The organism is Microbispora hainanensis (genome assembly GCF_036186745.1).
In the GTDB taxonomy this organism is placed as follows: Bacteria; Actinomycetota; Actinomycetes; order Streptosporangiales; family Streptosporangiaceae; genus Microbispora.
The window spans coordinates 2,421,954-2,440,377 of sequence record NZ_CP108086.1; the positions used below are offsets into that span (position 1 = coordinate 2,421,954).

The 18,424-nt window shown below is 70.5% G+C and carries 15 protein-coding genes and 1 tRNA gene; 9 read left to right on the forward strand and 7 right to left on the reverse strand.

The window, feature by feature from the left end; translation table 11 throughout:
- Window positions 1-1,764: 1,764 nt before the first annotated feature.
- The 4 genes from OHB01_RS11250 to serS all read left to right on the forward strand — a co-directional run bounded on the left by OHB01_RS11250 (window position 1,765) and on the right by serS (window position 5,952).
- Window positions 1,765-3,147, forward strand: coding sequence for a glycosyltransferase 87 family protein (locus OHB01_RS11250; RefSeq protein WP_328855306.1), 1,383 nt, complete (start codon window positions 1,765-1,767; stop codon window positions 3,145-3,147).
- 22 nt (window positions 3,148-3,169) lie between these two features.
- The gene (locus tag OHB01_RS11255) at window positions 3,170-3,586 is read left to right on the forward strand and encodes a DUF4446 family protein (RefSeq protein ID WP_185949009.1); all 417 of its coding nucleotides are present in this window, start codon (window positions 3,170-3,172) and stop codon (window positions 3,584-3,586) included.
- 141 nt (window positions 3,587-3,727) lie between these two features.
- A complete protein-coding gene (gene pheA / locus OHB01_RS11260; protein WP_142649194.1) occupies window positions 3,728-4,648 on the forward strand; it encodes a prephenate dehydratase in 921 nt (306 codons plus the stop codon).
- Window positions 4,649-4,686: 38 nt separating this feature from the next.
- A complete protein-coding gene (gene serS / locus OHB01_RS11265; RefSeq protein ID WP_142649195.1) occupies window positions 4,687-5,952 on the forward strand; it encodes a serine--tRNA ligase in 1,266 nt (421 codons plus the stop codon).
- A gap of 321 nt (window positions 5,953-6,273) precedes the next feature.
- On the opposite strand, the gene OHB01_RS11270 is transcribed toward serS, so the two are convergent.
- Window positions 6,274-6,477, reverse strand: a complete 204-nt coding sequence (locus tag OHB01_RS11270) for a cold-shock protein (protein WP_030511000.1) — start codon at window positions 6,475-6,477, stop codon at window positions 6,274-6,276.
- A 240-nt stretch (window positions 6,478-6,717) separates the two neighbouring features.
- Here OHB01_RS11270 and OHB01_RS11275 point away from each other — a divergent pair, with 240 nt between their 5' ends.
- The gene (locus OHB01_RS11275; protein ID WP_328708699.1) at window positions 6,718-7,515 is read left to right on the forward strand and encodes an HAD family hydrolase; all 798 of its coding nucleotides are present in this window, start codon (window positions 6,718-6,720) and stop codon (window positions 7,513-7,515) included.
- A gap of 89 nt (window positions 7,516-7,604) precedes the next feature.
- On the opposite strand, the gene OHB01_RS11280 is transcribed toward OHB01_RS11275, so the two are convergent.
- Together OHB01_RS11280 and OHB01_RS11285 are read right to left on the reverse strand one after the other, a co-directional pair.
- Complete coding sequence (locus tag OHB01_RS11280; RefSeq protein WP_142619167.1) at window positions 7,605-8,132, reverse strand: bacterial proteasome activator family protein; 528 nt, start codon at window positions 8,130-8,132, stop codon at window positions 7,605-7,607.
- Between the two features lie 58 nt (window positions 8,133-8,190).
- Entirely contained in the window at window positions 8,191-9,153 is a 963-nt protein-coding gene (locus tag OHB01_RS11285) for an NAD(P)H-quinone oxidoreductase (RefSeq protein ID WP_328855307.1), read from the reverse strand.
- A gap of 972 nt (window positions 9,154-10,125) precedes the next feature.
- Between OHB01_RS11285 and OHB01_RS11290 the strand changes: the two genes are divergently transcribed.
- The 3 genes from OHB01_RS11290 (at window position 10,126) to OHB01_RS11300 (ending at window position 13,426) form a co-directional block, all read left to right on the forward strand.
- A complete protein-coding gene (locus OHB01_RS11290; protein ID WP_328855839.1) occupies window positions 10,126-11,829 on the forward strand; it encodes a MinD/ParA family protein in 1,704 nt (567 codons plus the stop codon).
- Window positions 11,830-11,920: 91 nt separating this feature from the next.
- Window positions 11,921-12,009 (forward strand) — tRNA-Ser (locus tag OHB01_RS11295).
- 127 nt (window positions 12,010-12,136) lie between these two features.
- Window positions 12,137-13,426 carry an IS256 family transposase gene (locus tag OHB01_RS11300; RefSeq protein ID WP_328855308.1) on the forward strand — a complete coding sequence of 430 codons (1,290 nt, stop codon included), beginning with the start codon at window positions 12,137-12,139 and terminating at the stop codon, window positions 13,424-13,426.
- 210 nt (window positions 13,427-13,636) lie between these two features.
- Here the strand turns inward: OHB01_RS11300 and OHB01_RS11305 are convergent, their stop codons facing one another.
- The 3 genes from OHB01_RS11305 to OHB01_RS11315 all read right to left on the reverse strand — a co-directional run bounded on the left by OHB01_RS11305 (window position 13,637) and on the right by OHB01_RS11315 (window position 16,948).
- Window positions 13,637-13,990 (reverse strand): hypothetical protein, encoded by a 354-nt coding sequence (locus tag OHB01_RS11305; protein ID WP_328708666.1) that lies wholly within the window; start codon window positions 13,988-13,990, stop codon window positions 13,637-13,639.
- A 570-nt stretch (window positions 13,991-14,560) separates the two neighbouring features.
- Window positions 14,561-15,181: a hypothetical protein gene (locus OHB01_RS11310; RefSeq protein ID WP_328855309.1), complete on the reverse strand. Its 621-nt coding sequence runs from the start codon at window positions 15,179-15,181 to the stop codon at window positions 14,561-14,563.
- 90 nt (window positions 15,182-15,271) lie between these two features.
- On the reverse strand, window positions 15,272-16,948 hold the full coding sequence (locus tag OHB01_RS11315; RefSeq protein WP_328855310.1) for a TIGR02569 family protein: 1,677 nt from the start codon (window positions 16,946-16,948) through the stop codon (window positions 15,272-15,274).
- A 126-nt stretch (window positions 16,949-17,074) separates the two neighbouring features.
- Here OHB01_RS11315 and OHB01_RS11320 point away from each other — a divergent pair, with 126 nt between their 5' ends.
- Complete coding sequence (locus OHB01_RS11320) at window positions 17,075-17,776, forward strand: peptidase E (RefSeq protein ID WP_142650189.1); 702 nt, start codon at window positions 17,075-17,077, stop codon at window positions 17,774-17,776.
- Here OHB01_RS11320 and OHB01_RS11325 read toward each other — a convergent pair.
- Complete coding sequence (locus tag OHB01_RS11325) at window positions 17,773-18,417, reverse strand: winged helix-turn-helix transcriptional regulator (protein ID WP_328855311.1); 645 nt, start codon at window positions 18,415-18,417, stop codon at window positions 17,773-17,775. The two genes, OHB01_RS11320 and OHB01_RS11325, sit on opposite strands and share 4 nt — an antisense overlap.
- Between the last annotated feature and the right edge of the window lie 7 nt (window positions 18,418-18,424).

Consider the following 18,424-nt stretch of genomic DNA (forward strand, 5'->3'; position numbering starts at 1 on the left):
GGTCGGCGGGGCGCAGATAGTCGGCCACCGCGATCAGCGCGATGAGCACGACGCCCGCGACGGCGATCAGCCCGAGCCGGACGACCGACACCCGCCTGCCCGTGACCATCAGCATGCACACCGCCACGCCCAGGACGAACGACGGCACCCCGCCGAAGTCCGCGCCCCACGTCGGCCAGCCGTCCCCGGCGATCGCGAGCAGGCCGTACGCCACGCAGACGGCCACGGCGAGCCTCGGCCGGCGGCGCAGGGCGCAGGCGACGGCGGCCAGGAGCAGGATCGTGCCGGTCGAATAGACGGCGAAGGCCATGTTGCCGAAGCCGTAGAACCTGCCGCCGGTCACGGGTTCGTAGCCGGCCACCGCGTTCACCTGCAGCCGCGAGCCCGTCACCACGTCGGCGAGCAGCGCGAGCGAGCTGACCCCGGCGACCACGGCGGGCGGCCCCAGCACGTGGCGGCGCCACGGCCCGGCGTACGCGAGCCCGGCCACCAGGACGGCGAAGCCGAGGATCGTGCCGAGCAGGGCGGGCATCGGGTGGGCGAAGCCCCACCACGGCACGAGCTGCGCCAGGAAGATCGACACCGGAAGTGCGCCGCTGACCGTCGCGACGACCCGCGTGGTCGTCGGCATGCGCCGATAACGCCTGATCACGAGCGCGGCCAGGCCGTAGAAGAGCAGTTGCGCGGCGACCAGCGTGATGAAGAACGGCTCCCTGACCTCCCTGAGCACCTGGCTCGCCAGGTCGGCGTCGGCGAGCTCGGTCACCGAGGGCGCGCCGCCGTCCCCGGACCACGCCCGGCCGACCGCGCCCTCGGGCGTGGGGAGGCCGAGCAGGTGGGTGACCGTCGTCGTGACGTCGGTGATCGTGACGAGCGCCTGCTGGCGGGTCGAGGCGGCGGTCAGCGACCCGTGCCCGTACGGCCCGCCGGAGGCGATGGCGACGTGCAGGTGGGCGATCGACCCGGAATCGGACAGCCCCGCCACGAGCACGGTCGAACCGGCGGGCACCTTGGCGAGCACCTCGGCGACGGTCCTGTCGGCCGTGCTCACGGCCTCCCGCCGGGCCTGGCCACGCGAGTCGTCGGCCCAGGCCTTGGTGATCTCCCCCGCCTCGGCGACCACGAGGGCGTACGGCGTGAGGTCGGGCAGCGCGGCCGGGGAGGCGGCGTACGTCGCGACCCTGCCGGAACGGTCGGCGGCGGCCAGGGCGGCCCCCGGGCCGATGGCCGCGATCTTTCCCCCGGCGGTGGTCACGGTGTCGGCGAGCAGCCCGAGCCTGGCCTTGAAGGGCCCGGCCTGCTGCACGGCGACCAGCTCGGACCAGCCCGGGATCGTCGCGCCGCCGTCGGCGGTGGTGACAGGCTCGGGAAGGGGCGCGCAGCTGGGGCCGGGAGTCCCCGCCCGCTGGCCCGCGGAGACCGTCAGCCAGCCGGCGGCCGGGCAGGTGACCGGCAGCCCCTCGGGAGGGACCGCCCTCGTGGACAGCGACGCGCTGGAGCCGCGGGCGGCCAGCCCCCACAGCGCGGGGGTCCGCCGCGCGTCGAGATCGTCCCAGCGCAGGCCGGGCACCCCGATCACCACCACCCGGCCCGTCACCGGGGCGGCCTGCCGTACGGCCGACGCGGGGGCGACGGGCAGGACGAGGGCCGCCACGACGAGCACCAGGATGGACGCGAGGAGCCTCGCGGGCCTGCCACGCACTGTTCCGCGCTCCCTCATGATCGATAACGGTGCGGACACGGTCCACGGTAGCCTGCCTGGTCATGACGACTGGCCGGATAGCCGGGGCCCGGCGGCCCGCGTGGGCGTGGGCGCTCGCCCTGGTGGCACTGGCCGCCGCGGCGTCGCCGCTCATCGCCTACTGGCTGACCAATCCCGAGGACCAGCGTCTGGTGGACCTGGACGTCTACCGTACGGGTGGCTGGGCACTGCTGCAGGGCCTGCCCGTCTATGACGTGATCACGCCGGCTCCCCAACTGCTGCCGTTCACCTATCCGCCGGTGGCCGCGATGCTGGCGGTGCCGCTCGCCATGATGTCGTGGCCGGTCGCGCAGTGGGTGTGGACGATCGCTCTCGTCACCGTGCTCGCCGTGACGGTCCGGCACGCCTTCCGCGCCTTCCTGGACGGCGTACGCGACGCCGCCCCGGGCGGCGTGAGCGGCTCCTTCCTGCGTGACTCTTTCCTGGGCGGCTCTTTTCTGAGCGGCTCTTTCCTGGGCGGCTCTTTCTTGGGCCGCCTGCGCGGGCCCCTGGCCGCGCCGCTGGTGTTCGCGGTGCTGTCCGCCGCGTGCACCTATCTCATGCCGATCAGGGACCAGTTCAGGTTCGGTCAGGTGGACCTGTTCCTCATGGCGTTGTGCCTGCTCGACTGCGTGGCGCGCAGACCGTGGTGGCCGCGCGGCATGCTGATCGGCCTCGCCACGGCGGTGAAGCTCACCCCCGGGGTGTTCCTCGTCTATCTGGCGATCACCGCCTTCCCCGCCCGGGAGGGGGACACAAGGCAGCGCCACGGAAGCACAGCGCAGCGCCGGGCCCTGTGCATGGCGGTGTTCACGGCGGCCCTGCTCACGCTGCTGCCGTTCCTGGTGATGTTCGACGACGCCCGGGACTTCTGGTTCGGGGCGCTGCTCGACTCCGAGCGCCTGGGCGCGAACGCCGCCACCACCAACCAGTCGCTGCGCGGCATGCTGCTGCGGCTCTACCTGCCCGGCCGGCTGACCACCGTGATCTGGCTCGCCGCCGTCGCCGTGATCGGCTGGTACGGCTTCCGCCGCGCCCGCCGGGCACACCTGGACGGCGACATGATGACGGCGGTGGCGCTCACCGGGCTGATGGCGGTGCTGCTCTCGCCGGTGGCCTGGATCCACCACATCGCCTGGGTCGTGGTCGTGCTCGCGGCCCTCGCCGGGTCGGGGCGCGACCGGGTCAGGCTGCTGGTCGCGGTGGGCGTATGGCTCTACTACGTGCTGCCCATACCGTGGTGGGGGGTGACGCTCAAGGCGCTGGAGATCCCCGTGCTCAGCCCGGTCGTGGGCAAGATCGTGCAGAACGCCTTCGGGCTCGGCGCGATCGGCCTGGTCTGGCTCCTCGGCTCGTGGCTGCCCCGGCGGCGGGCCGCTGTCGCCGTTCCCGCTGCGGCGAGTTGACCAAAACATTACGCTCGGTGCCGTGCTGGTTACCGTTGTGGAGATAGTGGCTGTGCTGGCGGGAGTGACCGGCGTGGCCGTCGGCCTGATCGCGCTGCGCACCGCCCGCCGTTCCGTGGGGGTGTGCCTGGACGCCCTCGACCGGCGGGCCGCCGACGGCCCGGTGGACAGCAGGGCCATCCGCGACGTGGCGCTCTATCGCTATGACGCGCTCGACGAGATGACCGGCAGGCTGTCGTTCTCGCTCGCGCTCATCAACGGCTTCGGCGACGGCGTCGTGCTGACGTCCATCAACGGACGCACCGAGACCCGCACGTACGCCCGTGCCGTACGCGGGGGGAAGGGGCTGCAGCCGCTGTCGCCGGAGGAGGAGCACGCCGTGCGGGCCGCCCGGCTCGGCATCGGGCCGGAGGCCGAGCCGCAACGCCTCCCGCGCTGAGCGGCCGGGCCGGAGGTGGGGCCGGACGAGGGGCCGTACGCCCCCTGAGCAGGCGGTACGGCGGGTTCATGGGCGAAAGCCTGTAACCGCAGGGGTGTCTTCGCATCTCCGCCACGCCTACCTGTGGATACCCTTGAGGACATGTCGAAGCTCGCGTACCTGGGGCCTCAGGGCACCTTCTGTGAGGCGGCCCTGCGACTCCTGGAGCCGGATGCCGAGCGCCTGCCCTGCGCCAACGTGGGAGCCGCGCTCGACGCCGCCCGCGACGGCGAGGCGGACGGCGCGGTGGTCCCGCTGGAAAACTCGGTGGAGGGGGCGATCACGCAGACCCTCGACGAGCTGGCCGGGGGGAGGCCGCTCCACATCACCGGCGAGTGGCTGCTTCCGGTCGAGTTCTCCCTTCTGGTACGGCCCGGCACGGAGCTGGCCCAGATCAAGCGGGTCCTCACCCACCCGGCGGCGCACACCCAGTGCCGTGGGTTCATCGAGCGCGAGATGCCCGGCGCCGTGGTGATCGCGGCCTCGTCGACGGCCGCCGCCGCGCAGGAGGTCGCCTCTCCCGGGTCTCCGTACGACGCGGCGATCAGCCCGGCCATCGCCGGGGAGTACTACGGGCTCGACGCGATCGCCTCGAACATCGGCGACCGCTCCGACACCGTCACCCGGTTCATCAAGGTGAACCGCCCCGGCCATCTGCCCGCGCCGACCGGCGCCGACCGCACCTCGCTCGTGGCCTTCCTGCGCGACGACCACCCGGGCGCGCTGCTTGAGATGCTGAGCGAGTTCGCGGTGCGCGGGGTCAACCTGACCCGCATCGAGTCGCGCCCCACCGGCGACGGCATCGGCCGCTACTTCTTCCACTTCGACTTCGAGGGTCACATCGCCGACGCCCGGGTCGGGGAGGCCGTCTCCGGTCTCCACCGGCTCTGCGACGATCTGCGTTTCCTCGGCAGCTATCCGCGGGCCGACCGGGTTGTGACGCAGGTCAAGGCGGGTACGGCCGACGCCGACTTCGCCGAGGCCGCGGAATGGCTCGCAAAGATCCGCGCCGGGCTCGCTTGACGGGCGGGAGCCGCACCGGCTCCGGTAGCCTGTGAGCCGTGATTGACCTGCGTACCCTTCGTGAGGACCCTGACCGGCTCCGGGCGTCGCAGCGCGTCCGCGGCGAGGACGATTCGGTCGTGGAGACCCTGCTGTCGCTCGACGAGCGCCGCCGATCCGCGCTCAACACCTTCGAGTCGCTGCGCGCCGAGCAGAAGAGCATCGGCAAGTCGGTGTCCCGCGCGTCCGGGGACGAGCGCCAGGCGCTGCTCGACCGTGCGAAGGAACTGGCCGCGCAGGTGAAGGCGGCCGAGACCGAGGCCGCCGCGCTGGCGAGCGAGCTCGACGAGCTGCTCATGACCGTCCCGAACATCGTCGAAGAGGGCGCGCCCCCCGGCGGCGAGGACGACTACGTCGTGCTTGAGGAGGTCGGCGAGAAGCCGGTCTTCGACTTCGAGCCCCGCGACCACGTCGAGCTGGGCGAGCTGCTCGGCGCGATCGACACCGAGCGCGGGGCCAAGGTGTCCGGCGCCCGGTTCTTCTTCCTCAAGGGCGTCGGCGCGCGGCTGCAGCTCGGGCTGCTCAACATGGCGATCCAGCAGGCCGTCGAGGCCGGCTTCACGCCGATGATCACGCCCGTGCTGGTCAAGCCCGAGGCGATGGCCGGCACCGGCTTCCTCGGCGCCCACGCGAGCGAGGTCTACCGGCTTGAGGCCGACGACCTCTATCTCGTCGGCACCAGCGAGGTGCCGCTGGCGGCCTACCACTCCGACGAGATCCTCGACCGGTCGGCGCTGCCGATGCGCTACGCCGGGTGGTCGTCCTGCTTCCGCCGCGAGGCCGGGTCGTACGGCAAGGACACCCGGGGCATCATCCGCGTCCACCAGTTCGACAAGGTGGAGATGTTCTCCTACTGCCGTCCCGAGGAGGCGCACGAGGAGCACCTGCGGCTCCTCGCCTGGGAGAAGGAGATGCTGGAGAAGGTCGAGATCCCCTACCGCGTGATCGACGTGGCGGGCGGCGACCTCGGCTCGTCGGCGGCGCGCAAGTATGACTGCGAGGGCTGGGTGCCCACGCAGGGCCGCTACCGCGAGCTCACCTCGACCTCCAACTGCACCGACTACCAGGCCCGCCGGCTGAAGGTGCGCTACCGCGACGAGGAGGGCAAGCCGCAGCACGTGGCCACCCTCAACGGCACGCTGGCGACCACCCGCTGGATCGTGGCGATCCTGGAGAACCACCAGCAGGCCGACGGTTCGGTGGTCGTCCCCAAGGCGTTGCGGCCCTACGTGGGGCTCGACGTCCTGGAGCCGCTCTCCCGCTAGACCCTTCGATCGAGGGCCTCCGTACGTGTCACGTGCGGAGGTCTTCGTGTCTCATGACGACGTTCTGCGGCGGGTTCACGCGGCGACCGGGCAGCGGACTGTTGTCCGGCAAAAGTACAATCTGCAACTTTTGACGGCAGGACCGTTAGATGTGATGTAAATCTCCCGGTTCGGACGACGTCCAGGTGCCGAGAAGAGCCCCGGCGTGAAACTTTCATGCGCCCGGTCTTCAGGGGGTCTGCTCACGTCCTAATGGCCGTAGACCCCGGGCATGCGAAAGGCGGGGCTCGCCGACGCGAACCCCGCCTTCGTCAAGTCAGGTCAGATGCCCCGGACGTTCGACGCCTGCGGACCCTTCGGACCAGCGATGACCTCGAACTCGACCCGCTGGCCGTCCTCGAGGTTGCGGTAGCCGCTGCCAGTGATCGCGGAGAAGTGCACGAACACGTCGGGCTCGCCGCCGTCCGGTGCGATGAAGCCGAAGCCCTTCTCAGCGTTGAACCACTTGACGGTTCCCTGAGCCATTACTGCTCTCCCTAAGGAAGTGAATCTTGGGGACCACACCTCGTGGACCCCGGGTGTGTCGCACAGCTCCCCGGGTGGCTCATACAGTCAAACTGGTTTTCGCTACGGGAACAGCTAATACAACGCCTTCACATCTAACACTATGTAGCCCGTTGGTGTTCCACGTCCGGGCGAAGTTTCTCGCCCCGCGTGTGGCAGAGGGCATGGCACGGCATGTTTCGGTGCACACTGGAACCTGTCATGACCTGCCCCCGCCTCGTCGCCACGGACCTCGACGGCACCGCGCTGCGCACCGACGGAACGATCTCTCCGCGTACCGCCGCCGCTTTCGCCCGCGTGGAAGAGGCCGGTGGGGCCCTCGTCTTCGTGACCGGCCGGCCGCCCCGCTGGATGTACAACGTCGCGGGAGCCGTACGGCACCGGGGGCTGGCGATCTGCGCGAACGGCGCGCTCGTGTACGACCTCCACACCGAGGAGATCATCGAGTCGCGTCTGATCGCCGCCGACGTGCTCGAAGAGTGCGTCGCCCGGCTGCGGCGGCAGGTGCCCGGCCTCAGGTTCTCCGTCGAGTACGAAGGGGGCTTCGCGCACGAGGCCGCCTACGTGCTGGGGCGCTGGGACGCCCGGGAGCTGTCGTACAGGCAGATCGTGGCCGTCGCGGCGCTGACGTCCCAGCCGTGCGTCAAGCTGCTCGCGCAGCACCCCTCGATGGACCCCGACGAGCTGCACCAGGGGGTGCTGGAGATCGTCGGCGACCTCGTGACCCCGACCCACTCCAGCGGCCGTGCGCTGATCGAGATGAGCGCGCGCGGTGTGACCAAGGCCACGGCGCTGGCCACGCTGGCCGAGGAGATGGGGATCAAGCCCGCGGAGGTGGTCGCCTTCGGCGACATGCCGAACGACCTGCCGATGCTGACCTGGGCCGGCACGTCGTACGCCGTGGCGAACGCCCACCGCGACGTGCTGGCCGCCGTCGATCACGTGACGGCGGCCAACAACGACGACGGTGTGGCGGTCGTGCTGGAGACCCTGTTCTGAGTCGCTTGGCGCCTGGGGTTGGTGCCGGGGTCCGTGTTCGGGGTTTTGCGGGGTCTCCGGGGCTTTCCGGGTTCTACGGGTTTCGGGGTTTACAGGTAGGGGCCGCCCGCGCGGTGGCCCTGGTCGTCCTGCCCGCCCTGGGTCATGCCGCCGGGGAGCGCGCGGCGCATCTGCTCCAGCTGCGCGCGAGCGGCCATCTGCTGCGCGAACAGCGTGGTCTGGATGCCGTGGAACAGGCCCTCAAGCCAGCCGACGAGCTGGGCGTGCGCGACCCTCAGCTCCGCGTCGCTCGGCGGGGTCTCGTTCTCGTCGCTGAACGGCAGGGACAGCCGTTCCAGCTCCTCCACCAGCTCGGGGGCCAGGCCCTCCTCAAGCTCCTTGATCGAACTCTGGTGGATGTCCTTGAGCCGCTTGCGGCTGGCGTCGTCGAGGGGAGCCGCCCGCACCTCCTCCAGCAGCTGGCGGATCATGCTGCCGATCCGCATCACCTTGGCGGGCTGCTCCACCAGATCGGCGACGGACCGCTCCTCGTGCTCGCCCTTACCGTTGCCGCCGGAGACCGAAAGGCCCTGCGGCCCAACGACCACGATCTGCGGCGTGCTCTCGTCTGCGTTCATCGATCGTTTACAACTCCTGATTCGCCGGGGCACACCGTGCTCACCCCATCAACTTAACTCACCTGACCAGCAGCAGCTTTCCGATGTGTTCACCCTCTTCGAGCATCTGGTGAGCGCGGGCCGCCTGGTCGAGCGGGATCCGCTCGTGCACCACGGGCCGTACGGCACCGGCGGCGACGAGCGGCCACACGTTGTCGACCACGCCCCGGCAGATCGCGCCCTTGTCGTCCACCGGGCGGGTGCGCAGCCCGGTCGCGTGGATCGAGGCCCGCTTGGCGAGCAGCGTGCCGAGGTCGAGCTCGCCCTTCGCGCCGCCCTGCAGGCCGATCACGACCAGGCGGCCGCCGGTCGCGAGGGCGCGCAGGTTCCCGGCCAGATACTTCGCGCCGATGATGTCGAGGATGACGTCGGCCTGCCCCTTGAACCGCTCGGCGAAGTCCTCCTCGCGATAGTTGACGCCGTCGTCCGCGCCGAGCTCGCGGCAGCGCGCGAGCTTGTCCGCGGAGCCGGCCGTCACGAGCACGCGGGAGCCGAACGCCTTGGCGAGCTGGATGGCCATCGTGCCGATGCCGCTCGCGCCGCCGTGGACGAGCAGGGTCTCGCCCTTCCGGAGGCGGGCGGTCATGAAGACGTTCGACCAGACCGTGCAGGCGACCTCGGGGAGACCGGCGGCCTCGTCCAGCGTGACGCCCTCCGGCACCGGCATCACCTGCTGCCAGGGCACCGCCACCCGTTCGGCGTACCCGCCGCCGGCCAGCAGGGCGCAGACGCGGTCGCCGGGCGCGAGATGCGGGACGTTCTCGCCGACCTCGATGATCGTGCCGGAGCACTCGAGCCCCGGGATCTCGGAGGCTCCGGGCGGCGGCGGGTAGAGACCGCGCCGCTGGAGCAGATCCGCCCGGTTGACGGCCGAGGCGGCGACCTCGATGAGCACCTCACCTGGGCCGGGACGCGGGTCGGGCACTTCCTGCCAGGCCAAAACCTCGGGTCCGCCGGGTTCGGAAATCACGATCGCACGCATGTGACCTAAAGTAGCGTGGCGGAGAACTCGGCGGTTGCCCGCATTCACCGTATTACGTGGCGCTAATCTGCAATGTGTTTGCTACCCCATTAGCCCAGCCCGAGGGGGTACACGGTGGCGAGACATGATCGTGAGGATCCCCATTCTCTCGAAGACCAGCTGGCATGGCTTGACGCGATCAAGGAAATGCCCGACGAGGTGGAGATAGCGGTCAGCGCGGTCACCTCGGCCACGCTCGCCTCTCCAACGCCGCCACCGGCCGCCGAGCCCGAGCCCGCCTCGCCGTACCCGGCCGACCCGTGGAGTCTCGTACCGGCCGAGCCCGCGTCCGGCGGCCTGCTCCGCGGCGCGGCCGACAGCGCTGCCGGCTCCGGCTATGGCGCTCCGGCGCAGGAGGACGTGCAGACGTCCGAGTCGTCGTCCACCGGTCCCGTCCGAGACCCCCTCTTCGATCCTGACTATTCGGACCGCTTTGGGTATGAAAGCGGCAAAAAGTCCGAATTTGGGGTCGGGTATGGAAGCGAGACCAGCTTCCGCGACCTGGGCTTTGGCGAGCCGGGGTTTGGCGAGCCGGGGTTTGGTGACTCGGGGTTCGGCGACACTGCGCGCTTCGGCGACACGAAGTTCGGTGACGCGGGCCTGCGCGACCCTGGCGTGGGCACCCCTGGCTTCGGTGACGCGGGCTTCGGTGACGCGGGCTTCCGCGACCCGGGCTTCCGCGACCCGGGCTTCGGTGAGACGACGAATCTGAGTGACACGACGGCCTTCGTGACCAGGCCCGCGTCCTCGGCTGCGTCCCCTACGTCCTCGCCTGCGGACACGCGTGAGAGCGCCCCGGCCGAGTCGTCCACCGCGTTCGGCACGCCGCCGGGGACGAGGGCCGAGGAGTCCGCCACCTCGACGGGACCGGTGAAGGCCCCGTCCTTCGGTTCCGGGGCGGCCGGTTTCGGGGCGGCGTCGGACTCCGAGCAGGTGCCGGACCGGTCTGCGGAGTCGTCCTCGCCGAGGTCTTCCGACGCTTCTCCGGGCTCGGAATCGGAGTCCTCAGAGGAGATCTCGAACGAGACGCCGGGCGACGACCAGCCGCAGGCGGAGGACGACGGCCACTCCCAGCCGGGTGGTGCATCGTCCTTCACCACACCTCTCTTCAGTGGTTCCTTCCCGGGCTCCCCGGCGGACACCGACGCCTACAAGAATCTCGGTGCGTTCACTGGCGGCGAGTCCGTCTCCGGCACGTCGTCCACCAAGGAGCCGCTGCGGGGCTGGCTGGAGCCGGCCGTGCCGGTGCCGGCGGCCCAGCAGGATCCCGCCGTTTCCGACGAGCCGGAGGAGCCGCCCGCGCCGCCGGAGATCCCGTCTCCGTTCGGCCCCCCACGGGCCGAGGCCGTGCCGGACTTCGCCGACGACCGCTTCACCGGCTCGCTGCGGGAGGAGTTGGCCGCCGAGGAGCGAAAGCCGTACGAGCCGGGGCCGGTCGCGGCGGCGGCACCTCCGCCCCCGCCCGCACCGGCGCAGATGCCGTCACCGCAGCCCGCACCGGCGCCGCAGCCCGCGCCCGAGCGCGCCTCCGCGCCGGTGGAGACGCCGCCCGTGGAACGCGACGCGGTGGCGGAGCGGGAGGCGTACCAGGCCCCGCGCCGGCCGGCTCCCGTCTCCGCCTTCAGCTCGCCCGCGCGTACGACGGGGAAGTCGGCCGGCTCGAAGCCGACCGCCGACAGCCTCGACCCGGTCACCCTGCTGCGGGGGCGGCGGAACGCTCCCGCGACGGGCTGGCGGCGGCTGGTCTACAAGGCGTCCGCCGGGCTGATCAAGCCGGGTGAGGCCCCGGAGGTGCGGCGGCGTCGTGAACTCGTGCAGCGCGCCCGCACGCCCGTCGCCACCGGTCACCACCGGGTCGCCGTGCTCAGCCTCAAGGGCGGGGTGGGCAAGACCACGACGACCGTCGGGCTCGGCGCCACGCTCGCGCAGGTGCGCGGCGACCGGGTCATCGCGGTCGACGCCAACCCCGACCGTGGAACGCTCTCCGACAAGGTCGAGCTGGAGACCGCGGCCACCGTACGCGACCTGCTGAACGAGCGGGCGCAGATCAAGCGATACGTGGACATCCGGGCCTTCACCTCGCAGACGCCCTCGCGGCTGGAGATCCTGGCGTCGGACCGCGACCCGTCGGTGTCGGAGGCGTTCAGCGCCAAGGACTACCACGCGGTGGCGAACGTGCTGGAGAACTTCTACTCCATCTGCATCACCGACTGCGGCACCGGCCTCCTGCACTCCGCAATGTCGGGTGTGCTCGGCATGGCCGACCAGATCGTGCTCGTCAGCTCGCCGTCCGTGGACGGCGCCAGGGCGGCCTCGGCCACACTGGACTGGCTGGAGGCGCACCACTACGGCGACCTCGTGCGGGCCGCCACCGTGGTGCTCTGCAGCGTACGGCCGCGGTCGAAGTCCACAGTGGACCTCGACAAGCTGGAGGCCCACTTCGCCGCCCGCTGTCGCACCGTGGTGCGGGTGCCGTACGACGCCCACCTGGAGGAGGGCGCGGAGATCGACCTGGACCGCCTGCAGCAGGCCACCAGGGACGCCTACCTCCGCCTCGCGGCCTCCGTGGGCGACGGCTTCGCCGGGCCACACGCGCTGGCCGCGCCCAGGTTCTCGGAGATCCCGGACCACCTGTGAGCGAGCACGGATGATCTCTTTCACGGTCGCGGTCACGTACGAGGGAGTGAGAGACTAGGCTGCTGCGTGGCGTTCCAGCACGGAGCGCAGGGGAGAGCTCGCCTAGTGGACGATGGCGGCGGTCTTGAAAACCGCTAGGCCGGGTGACCGGTCTCGTGGGTTCGAATCCCACGCTCTCCGCTCTCGTGATGTCGCAAGGAGCAATGCTTAGAACCTGTGGATCTTCAGGGAAGGGGTGTACCTTCCCGATGATCATGTAGGTCTCATGCATGACCGACGCGCCAACGTCGGTCGGGAAGGCACACCCGTGCTCACCGTAGTCCCTGACCCCGCTGACGGCGACCGCCGTACCGCAGACGCCCCGGTCTCCTCCTCCCTGATCGACGAGATCGTCCGGGAAGGCGCCCGCAGGATGCTCGCCGAAGCGCTCAAAGCCGAAGTCGACGCCTATATCGCCCAGTTCGCCGATCAGCGTGACGACGATGGGCGCCGTCTGGTCGTGCGTAACGGCTACCACCAGGCGCGCGAGGTGCTCACCGCGGCCGGCGCGATCGAGGTCAAGGCGCCCAGGGTCAACGACAGGCGCGTCGATGAGGTCACCGGCGAGCGCAAGCGCTTCTCCTCGGCGATCCTGCCGCCCTGGGCGCGCAAGACACCGAAGATCACCGAAGTGCTGCCCTTGCTCTACCTGCACGGCCTGTCCTCCGGTGACTTCGTCCCAGCGCTGGGGCAGTTCCTCGGCTCGGCCGCCGGCCTGTCGGCGCCGGTCATCACGAAGCTGACCGAGCAGTGGAAGGCCGAACAGCGCGCCTTCGCCGACCGTGACCTGTCGGGCGTGGACTACGTCTACCTGTGGGCCGACGGGGTGCACGTCAACGTCCGCCTGGAGGAGCACCGTTTGTGCCTGCTGGTGATGATCGGCGTGCGCGCCGACGGCCGCAAGGAGCTCATCGCGCTGTCCGACGGCTACCGCGAGTCGACCGAGTCGTGGGCCGACCTGCTGCGCGACTGCAAACGGCGGGGAATGCGCGCGCCGGTGCTGGCCGTCGGGGACGGCGCACTGGGGTTCTGGGCCGCCCTCGGTGAGGTGTTCCCGCAGGCCAGGGCTCAAAGGTGCTGGTTTCACAAAATCGCCAACGTGCTGGGAGCCATGCCGAAGTCCGCACAGAGCGGCGCGAAGAAGGCGTTGGCGGAGATCTGGAACGCCGAGGACAAAGACCACGCCCTGGCGGCGGTGAAGGCGTTCCAGGCCGCTTACGGGGCCAAGTACGGCAAGGCCGTGGCCAAGGTCGTCGACGACGTGGACGAGTTGCTAGCGTTCTACGACTTCCCAGCCGAGCATTGGGTGCATCTGCGCACGACCAACCCCATCGAGTCGACGTTCGCCACCGTGCGGCACCGCACCAAGGTCACCAAAGGCCCCGGTTCACGGGCGGCCGGGCTGGCCATGGCGTTCAAGCTGATCGAGTCAGCCCAGGCCCGCTGGCGCGCGGTCAACGCCCCCCACCTCGTCGCCCTGGTCCGCGCCGGGGCCACCTTCGTCAACGGCAAGCTCGTCGAACGCCCCGACGATCAGCCCTCACCAGCAGCTGCTTAGGAACTCGTGATCCACAGGTCTTGACGATTGCTCCCGTACAGATCGAGTGTCCGAAGGCCTCCACCATGCAACGGGCCTCTACCGGCATGGACCGCATCCCTTCCGAGGATTGCGAGTTGGTCGGCAAGCCGCTCGACCTCGAGGATGACGGTCGGGGGAAACCCGGCAATGACATGCTCGGCGTCGGGGTTGTACTCCCAGGTCCAGGCGTCAGTCACCAACTGCCTCTTGGCGTGCGGACGCTGTGATCTCGTTGATCTCGGCCAGGGCTCTGTCCAGTTTGGTCCTGTCGGTCGCGGCGGCGACTTCCGTCTCCAACGCGCGGAGGCGGGCCGCTAGGGCGGGACGACGGTGTATCGCCACGAACTCACCCCACTGCTGTATGAAGTTCTGCAGAGGTGCCACGGTGCTCTGGCGCGCCGCCTGCTCTGTCGCCTGATCGAGGTGGTCGACGAACTGGTTGAGATATGCGGGAGCGATCTGGGCGACTGCTGCCCTGAGGGCGGCGGTGGTAAGTGGCGGGCGGGGAATCAGTGCCTCGTTGTCTTGATGCGGGGTGGGCATCGTTGACCTCCAAGCTGTTACGCCTGCACGCTACCGCCATGACGGAACCCTTCGCACCCTGAAACCGCAGGTCAAAGGTCCGACATGGGTGGGGCCGACTTCCTACGACCGCGGCTGGCGGATTCGGTTGCGCCTCGTCGTCAGAATAGACCTCTGCCGGCTGACGAGCCCGCCTCCAGCTCCGGCGTCGGCTTCAGCGTGCCGTCGGACGATCGACAACCCTGGAGCACCAATGATCAGTAGTGGTGGCTCACTTTCGGTAGAGCCAAGATCTTCCCCTCTGACACGTACTGGCCTATGGTCTGCCATGGCGGACGATCAGCTTGGGTCAGTTCCCCGCCCAGGGACCGCTGGCCTGCCGTCCGTTCCACGAGCATCAGCTTTGGTGGACAGCCTGCGACGGCTGGGGCCTGAAGGCGAGGCGCCACCTTCGCCTCACATCTCGATCAGACGTATTCAAAAAGGTAGGGGCAGAGAGGCTTGATCACGACCAAGCCGGGCAAGGGCTCAATCGTCAGTCCATCCAACGAGATAGACGACTAGATACGGGACAGGCCGGCCCGTCGCGTTTCAACCCTCCATGCACTCCGTGATGCGGGCTGCGAGCTCGCCGAACGTCACGGAACTCGGGGTGATGGTCTGCAGCCGCGCCAGTGACACCCGTGCCTGGGTGCCCAACGCGGCGTCCAGCATCGTGGTCGGGGTGACGTAGAACTCCCACTGGTCCAGGTCGAGCGGGTTGACCGTCGCCTTATCGGTGTGGTGCAGGAGGCAGAAGACGTAGACCCGGCTTGGACGGTGTGGCACCGTCGCCGCAGTGTTCGTCCGGGCATCCCATCCCTTGGCGGGGGCGACATTGAACTCGATGCGCGACAGCCGCTGCTGACTCCACGACTGTACGTAAGCCGCCGATTTGACCTCGATGTCCAGCCCGCCGGGCAGCCGCAGGTCGACCGCATCCCACTCCGTGCGAACACCATCGCCGGCACCCATGGCCAACGCAACGATGTACTCGGCGAGGACCCCGCGCAGTCGATTGCTCATCAGGTCGGAGCATGCCCACGCCCAGAAGTCGGTCAGGACGGCACCTGCCGCAGCCCCGGCCTGTGTGAAGGGCTCGGTGCCCGACCTGCGGGGGACGGCGAGCGCGTCAAGCGGCACGCCGCCGGAGGTCGCCTCGAAGTCGAGCATTGCGGATGTCCTTCCGATGTGTAGGTGGGACAGATCGGCCCGGCCGGCCTGACCTCAGCCGGCCAACCCGGCCCGGTTCGGCATTGCGTGTCAGGCCGGTGGTTGTGGGGGTGGGATGTGCAGGAGGCGGGCGGCCCAGGAGAGGGCGACGGTGAGGTGGCGCCGGCGTTGGTCGAACAGGGCCGGGTTGGCGTCGCGCGCCGGGGAGAGCAGGGGTTGTTGCCCGGCGATCAGCGCGGCGTGGGCCGTGGCGTGCGGGCCCTGGTCGGTGTCCGGTGCGGGGCCGCCTTCGGCGTGCAGGGCGACGAGCCACAGATGGTGGTCGAGCCAGGGATCGCTGATCGCCGCCGACGCCCAGTCGGCCAGCACCAAGCGGCCGTCATGCCACCAGAGGTTGGCCGCGCGTACGTCACGGTGGATCAGGCTGTCCCCCTCGACGGGTGCCTCGGCGGCGGCGGCATGGAGCGTGTCCAGGTGTTCGGCCAGCCACCGGCGTGAACATACGCCCATGCGCAGCAGGCGGGCCGGGTCGGCGGCGATGGCCTCCCAGGGATTGGCCATCTCCCGCAACACCGGTACGCCGGACGGCGCGGGCAGCGTGTGCACCTCGTGGAGCAGCTTCCTGGTGGCCGCGACCAGGGGTGCGGTCCACTCGCGGACCCAGTGGTCCTGCTCCAGCATTTCCAGCACGAGCATCGGCATCGGCTCGCGGGTGCTCGCCAGCAGCCGCGGCAGGAACGGGTGGTCACCGAGGGCCTCGTACACCGCCGACTCCACGACAAGTTCGGCGGGTGCGGCGGCTTTGACGAATACGGAACCGTCATCGGCACGGTCGGCGATTCGCGCCACGGAATGCCCGCCCGTGACCGGTCGCAGACCAGTGATCTCGCAGCCCAGCGCGCGGCCGACCGAGGCGGCGATGTCGGCGTCGGTTGCCGGTCCGGTGGTCATGGGCCGGCCGGACACGCGTGACAGCAGCAGTTCGACCACCGGTTCGTTGGCGCGGCGGACCGCCTGCCTGCTGTCCGGGTCCGGCCGGCCGAGCGACTCGGTGACCAGGCGCCATATCAGGGCGCGCAGCAGCAGTTGGTCGATGTCGTCCTCGCCGTCCAGTTCGTCGAGGATGCCGGGCGGTGCGGCCGACCAGGCCAGCAGGTCCACGGCGGCGACCGCCAAGGCGTAGCCCGTTGGTCGCCAGCTGGGTGAGAAGTCGATGACCGCGGGCGGCTGCCCATCCGCGAACAGCACGTTGCCCGCGATGTCACAGTGCACGAGCTGGCTGGGCAGCCGTACCGGCCGGGTGGCGGCGCGCAGGGCCTCCACCAGATCCGACAGTTCCGGCGCCGGCTCGACCTCGGCCTGGTCCCATGCCACCCGCTCGGCCACCGCCCAGCGGTTTCTGCCGCGCCCCAGCCAGCTCGGGGCGGGGACGCCGGCGAGGGCCGCGTGGAAGGCCCGGCCGGCCGCGACGAGCTCCGGCCAGCGCGTCACGGGATCGGGTTCGCCCTCGACAACGGTCCACGCCGCCCATCCGCCGGCGACCCATGAGCCGTCGGCCGCGCGTACGGGCCGGGGCACCCGGAAACCCGGACCGCGCAGATCGGCGAACACCTCGGCCAGCCATGACGCCACCGCCGGACGCGGGGCGGGCTTGAGCACCAGCTCACCCGCCTGCCAGCAGGTGCCGCCACCTCCGGGCAACAGCCGCGCGGGGCCGGACGGAACCCCGAATGCCGCGCGTACGTCCAGCGGGAGATCATCGGACACCCCACCACCCTCCACACGGGCCCGCGCGGGTGTCAATCGAAATACCACCCCCTGCCACGCCTCTCGGCTCGCAGGTGCGGGCGTTGCCGCCGGTCAGCTCTCGATGAGGACAAGGAGCACTGCCTCATGCCTCACCCCCGAAGAATCGTCCTGCTCGGCGGCGGCTTCTCCGACGACCCCGACACCCTGCTGGACGACTTCGTCCTCGCGACCACGGGCAAGCAGCGCCCGAAGGTCTGTTTTGTTCCGACGGCCAGTGGCGACTCGGCGGGTTACGTCGACCGCTTCTACGCCGCTTTCTCCTCCCGTGACTGCCTGCCCACTCACCTCTCGCTGTTCCGCCGCGAGCACCGCGACCTGCGCGCCCTGATCCTGTCGCAGGACGTGGTGTACGTCGGGGGCGGCAACACCGCCAACCTGATCGCCGTCTGGCGCCTGCACGGGTTGGACGAGGTGCTGCGCGAGGCGTACGAGGCCGGGGTGCTGCTCTGCGGAATCAGCGCGGGTGCGGCCTGCTGGTTCGACGCCTGCCTCACCGACTCGTTCGGCCCGGTGAGCCCTCTGCTGGACGGTCTGGGACTCATCGGCGGAAGCTTCTGCCCCCACTACGACGGGGAGGCCGACCGGCGGCCTGCCTTCCTGAACGCGGTGGCCGACGGCAGCCTGCCGGGCGGCTGGGCTCTCGATGACGGAGTGGCCGCCCTCTTCACCGACGGAGTCCTCACCGAGGCCGTCTCGCGGGTGCCCGGCGCCGCTGTCCACCGGGTGACCGCCACCGCCGACGGCACTGCCGTGGAAACCGCCGCCCCGGTCCGGCAGCTCCGTTAGCGGCCCTTGTCGAAAAGCCGGAAGAACCGCTGGGCCGCGTCGGTGTCACCGGTCACCAGCACGTCGCCGGCGTCGGCCGCCTCCGCCACCGTGAGGCCGGTGAAGATCAGGGCCCGCAGCGTACGGACGTCGGCGCGCACCGTCGCGTGCGCCTGCGAGTGTCCGCCGCGGGCCACGCTCACCCCGGACGGCGTGGCCATGATGTCGAACGCGTCGACGCCCGCGACCAGCCGGACCGTCAGGGACGGTGTGTCCGGGGCGGGCGGCCGGTAGAAAACCTTGAGCAGCAGCATGAACGCGTCGGTGCTCATCTCGGCGCCGCCCAGTGTCGCCCGGCGCGCGCCCCAGCGGGCCAGCTCGATCAGCACCGGTTCGAGCTCCCGGCCGCTGTCGGTCAGTTCGTAGCCCCGGGCGCTGACCGGCGGCCCGAGCTCCACCCGGCGGACCACCCCTTCGTTCTCCAGCTCGCGCAGGCGCTGGCTGAGCACGTTCTGGCTGGCGTTGGGGAGGGCGTTGCGCAGGTCGCGAAACCTCTTCGGGCCGAAGACCAGCTCCCGCACGATGTGCAGGGCCCAACGCTCGCCGACGACGTCGAGCGCCAGGGCGGCGCCGCATCCGTCCCCATAGCTTCGCTGTGACACAGGTCAA

Coding starts and splice junctions, on each gene's coding strand:
- OHB01_RS11310 (WP_328855309.1), bottom strand. CDS start 15,181: ATGCTCGACTTCGAGGCGACCTCCGGCGGCGTGCCGCTTGACGCGCTC.
- OHB01_RS11280 (WP_142619167.1), bottom strand. CDS start 8,132: ATGAACGCAGACGAGAGCACGCCGCAGATCGTGGTCGTTGGGCCGCAG.
- OHB01_RS11275 (WP_328708699.1), top strand. CDS start 6,718: ATGACCTGCCCCCGCCTCGTCGCCACGGACCTCGACGGCACCGCGCTG.
- OHB01_RS11270 (WP_030511000.1), bottom strand. CDS start 6,477: ATGGCTCAGGGAACCGTCAAGTGGTTCAACGCTGAGAAGGGCTTCGGC.
- OHB01_RS11305 (WP_328708666.1), bottom strand. CDS start 13,990: ATGCCCACCCCGCATCAAGACAACGAGGCACTGATTCCCCGCCCGCCA.
- OHB01_RS11285 (WP_328855307.1), bottom strand. CDS start 9,153: ATGCGTGCGATCGTGATTTCCGAACCCGGCGGACCCGAGGTTTTGGCC.
- OHB01_RS11320 (WP_142650189.1), top strand. CDS start 17,075: ATGCCTCACCCCCGAAGAATCGTCCTGCTCGGCGGCGGCTTCTCCGAC.
- OHB01_RS11250 (WP_328855306.1), top strand. CDS start 1,765: ATGACGACTGGCCGGATAGCCGGGGCCCGGCGGCCCGCGTGGGCGTGG.
- pheA (WP_142649194.1), top strand. CDS start 3,728: ATGTCGAAGCTCGCGTACCTGGGGCCTCAGGGCACCTTCTGTGAGGCG.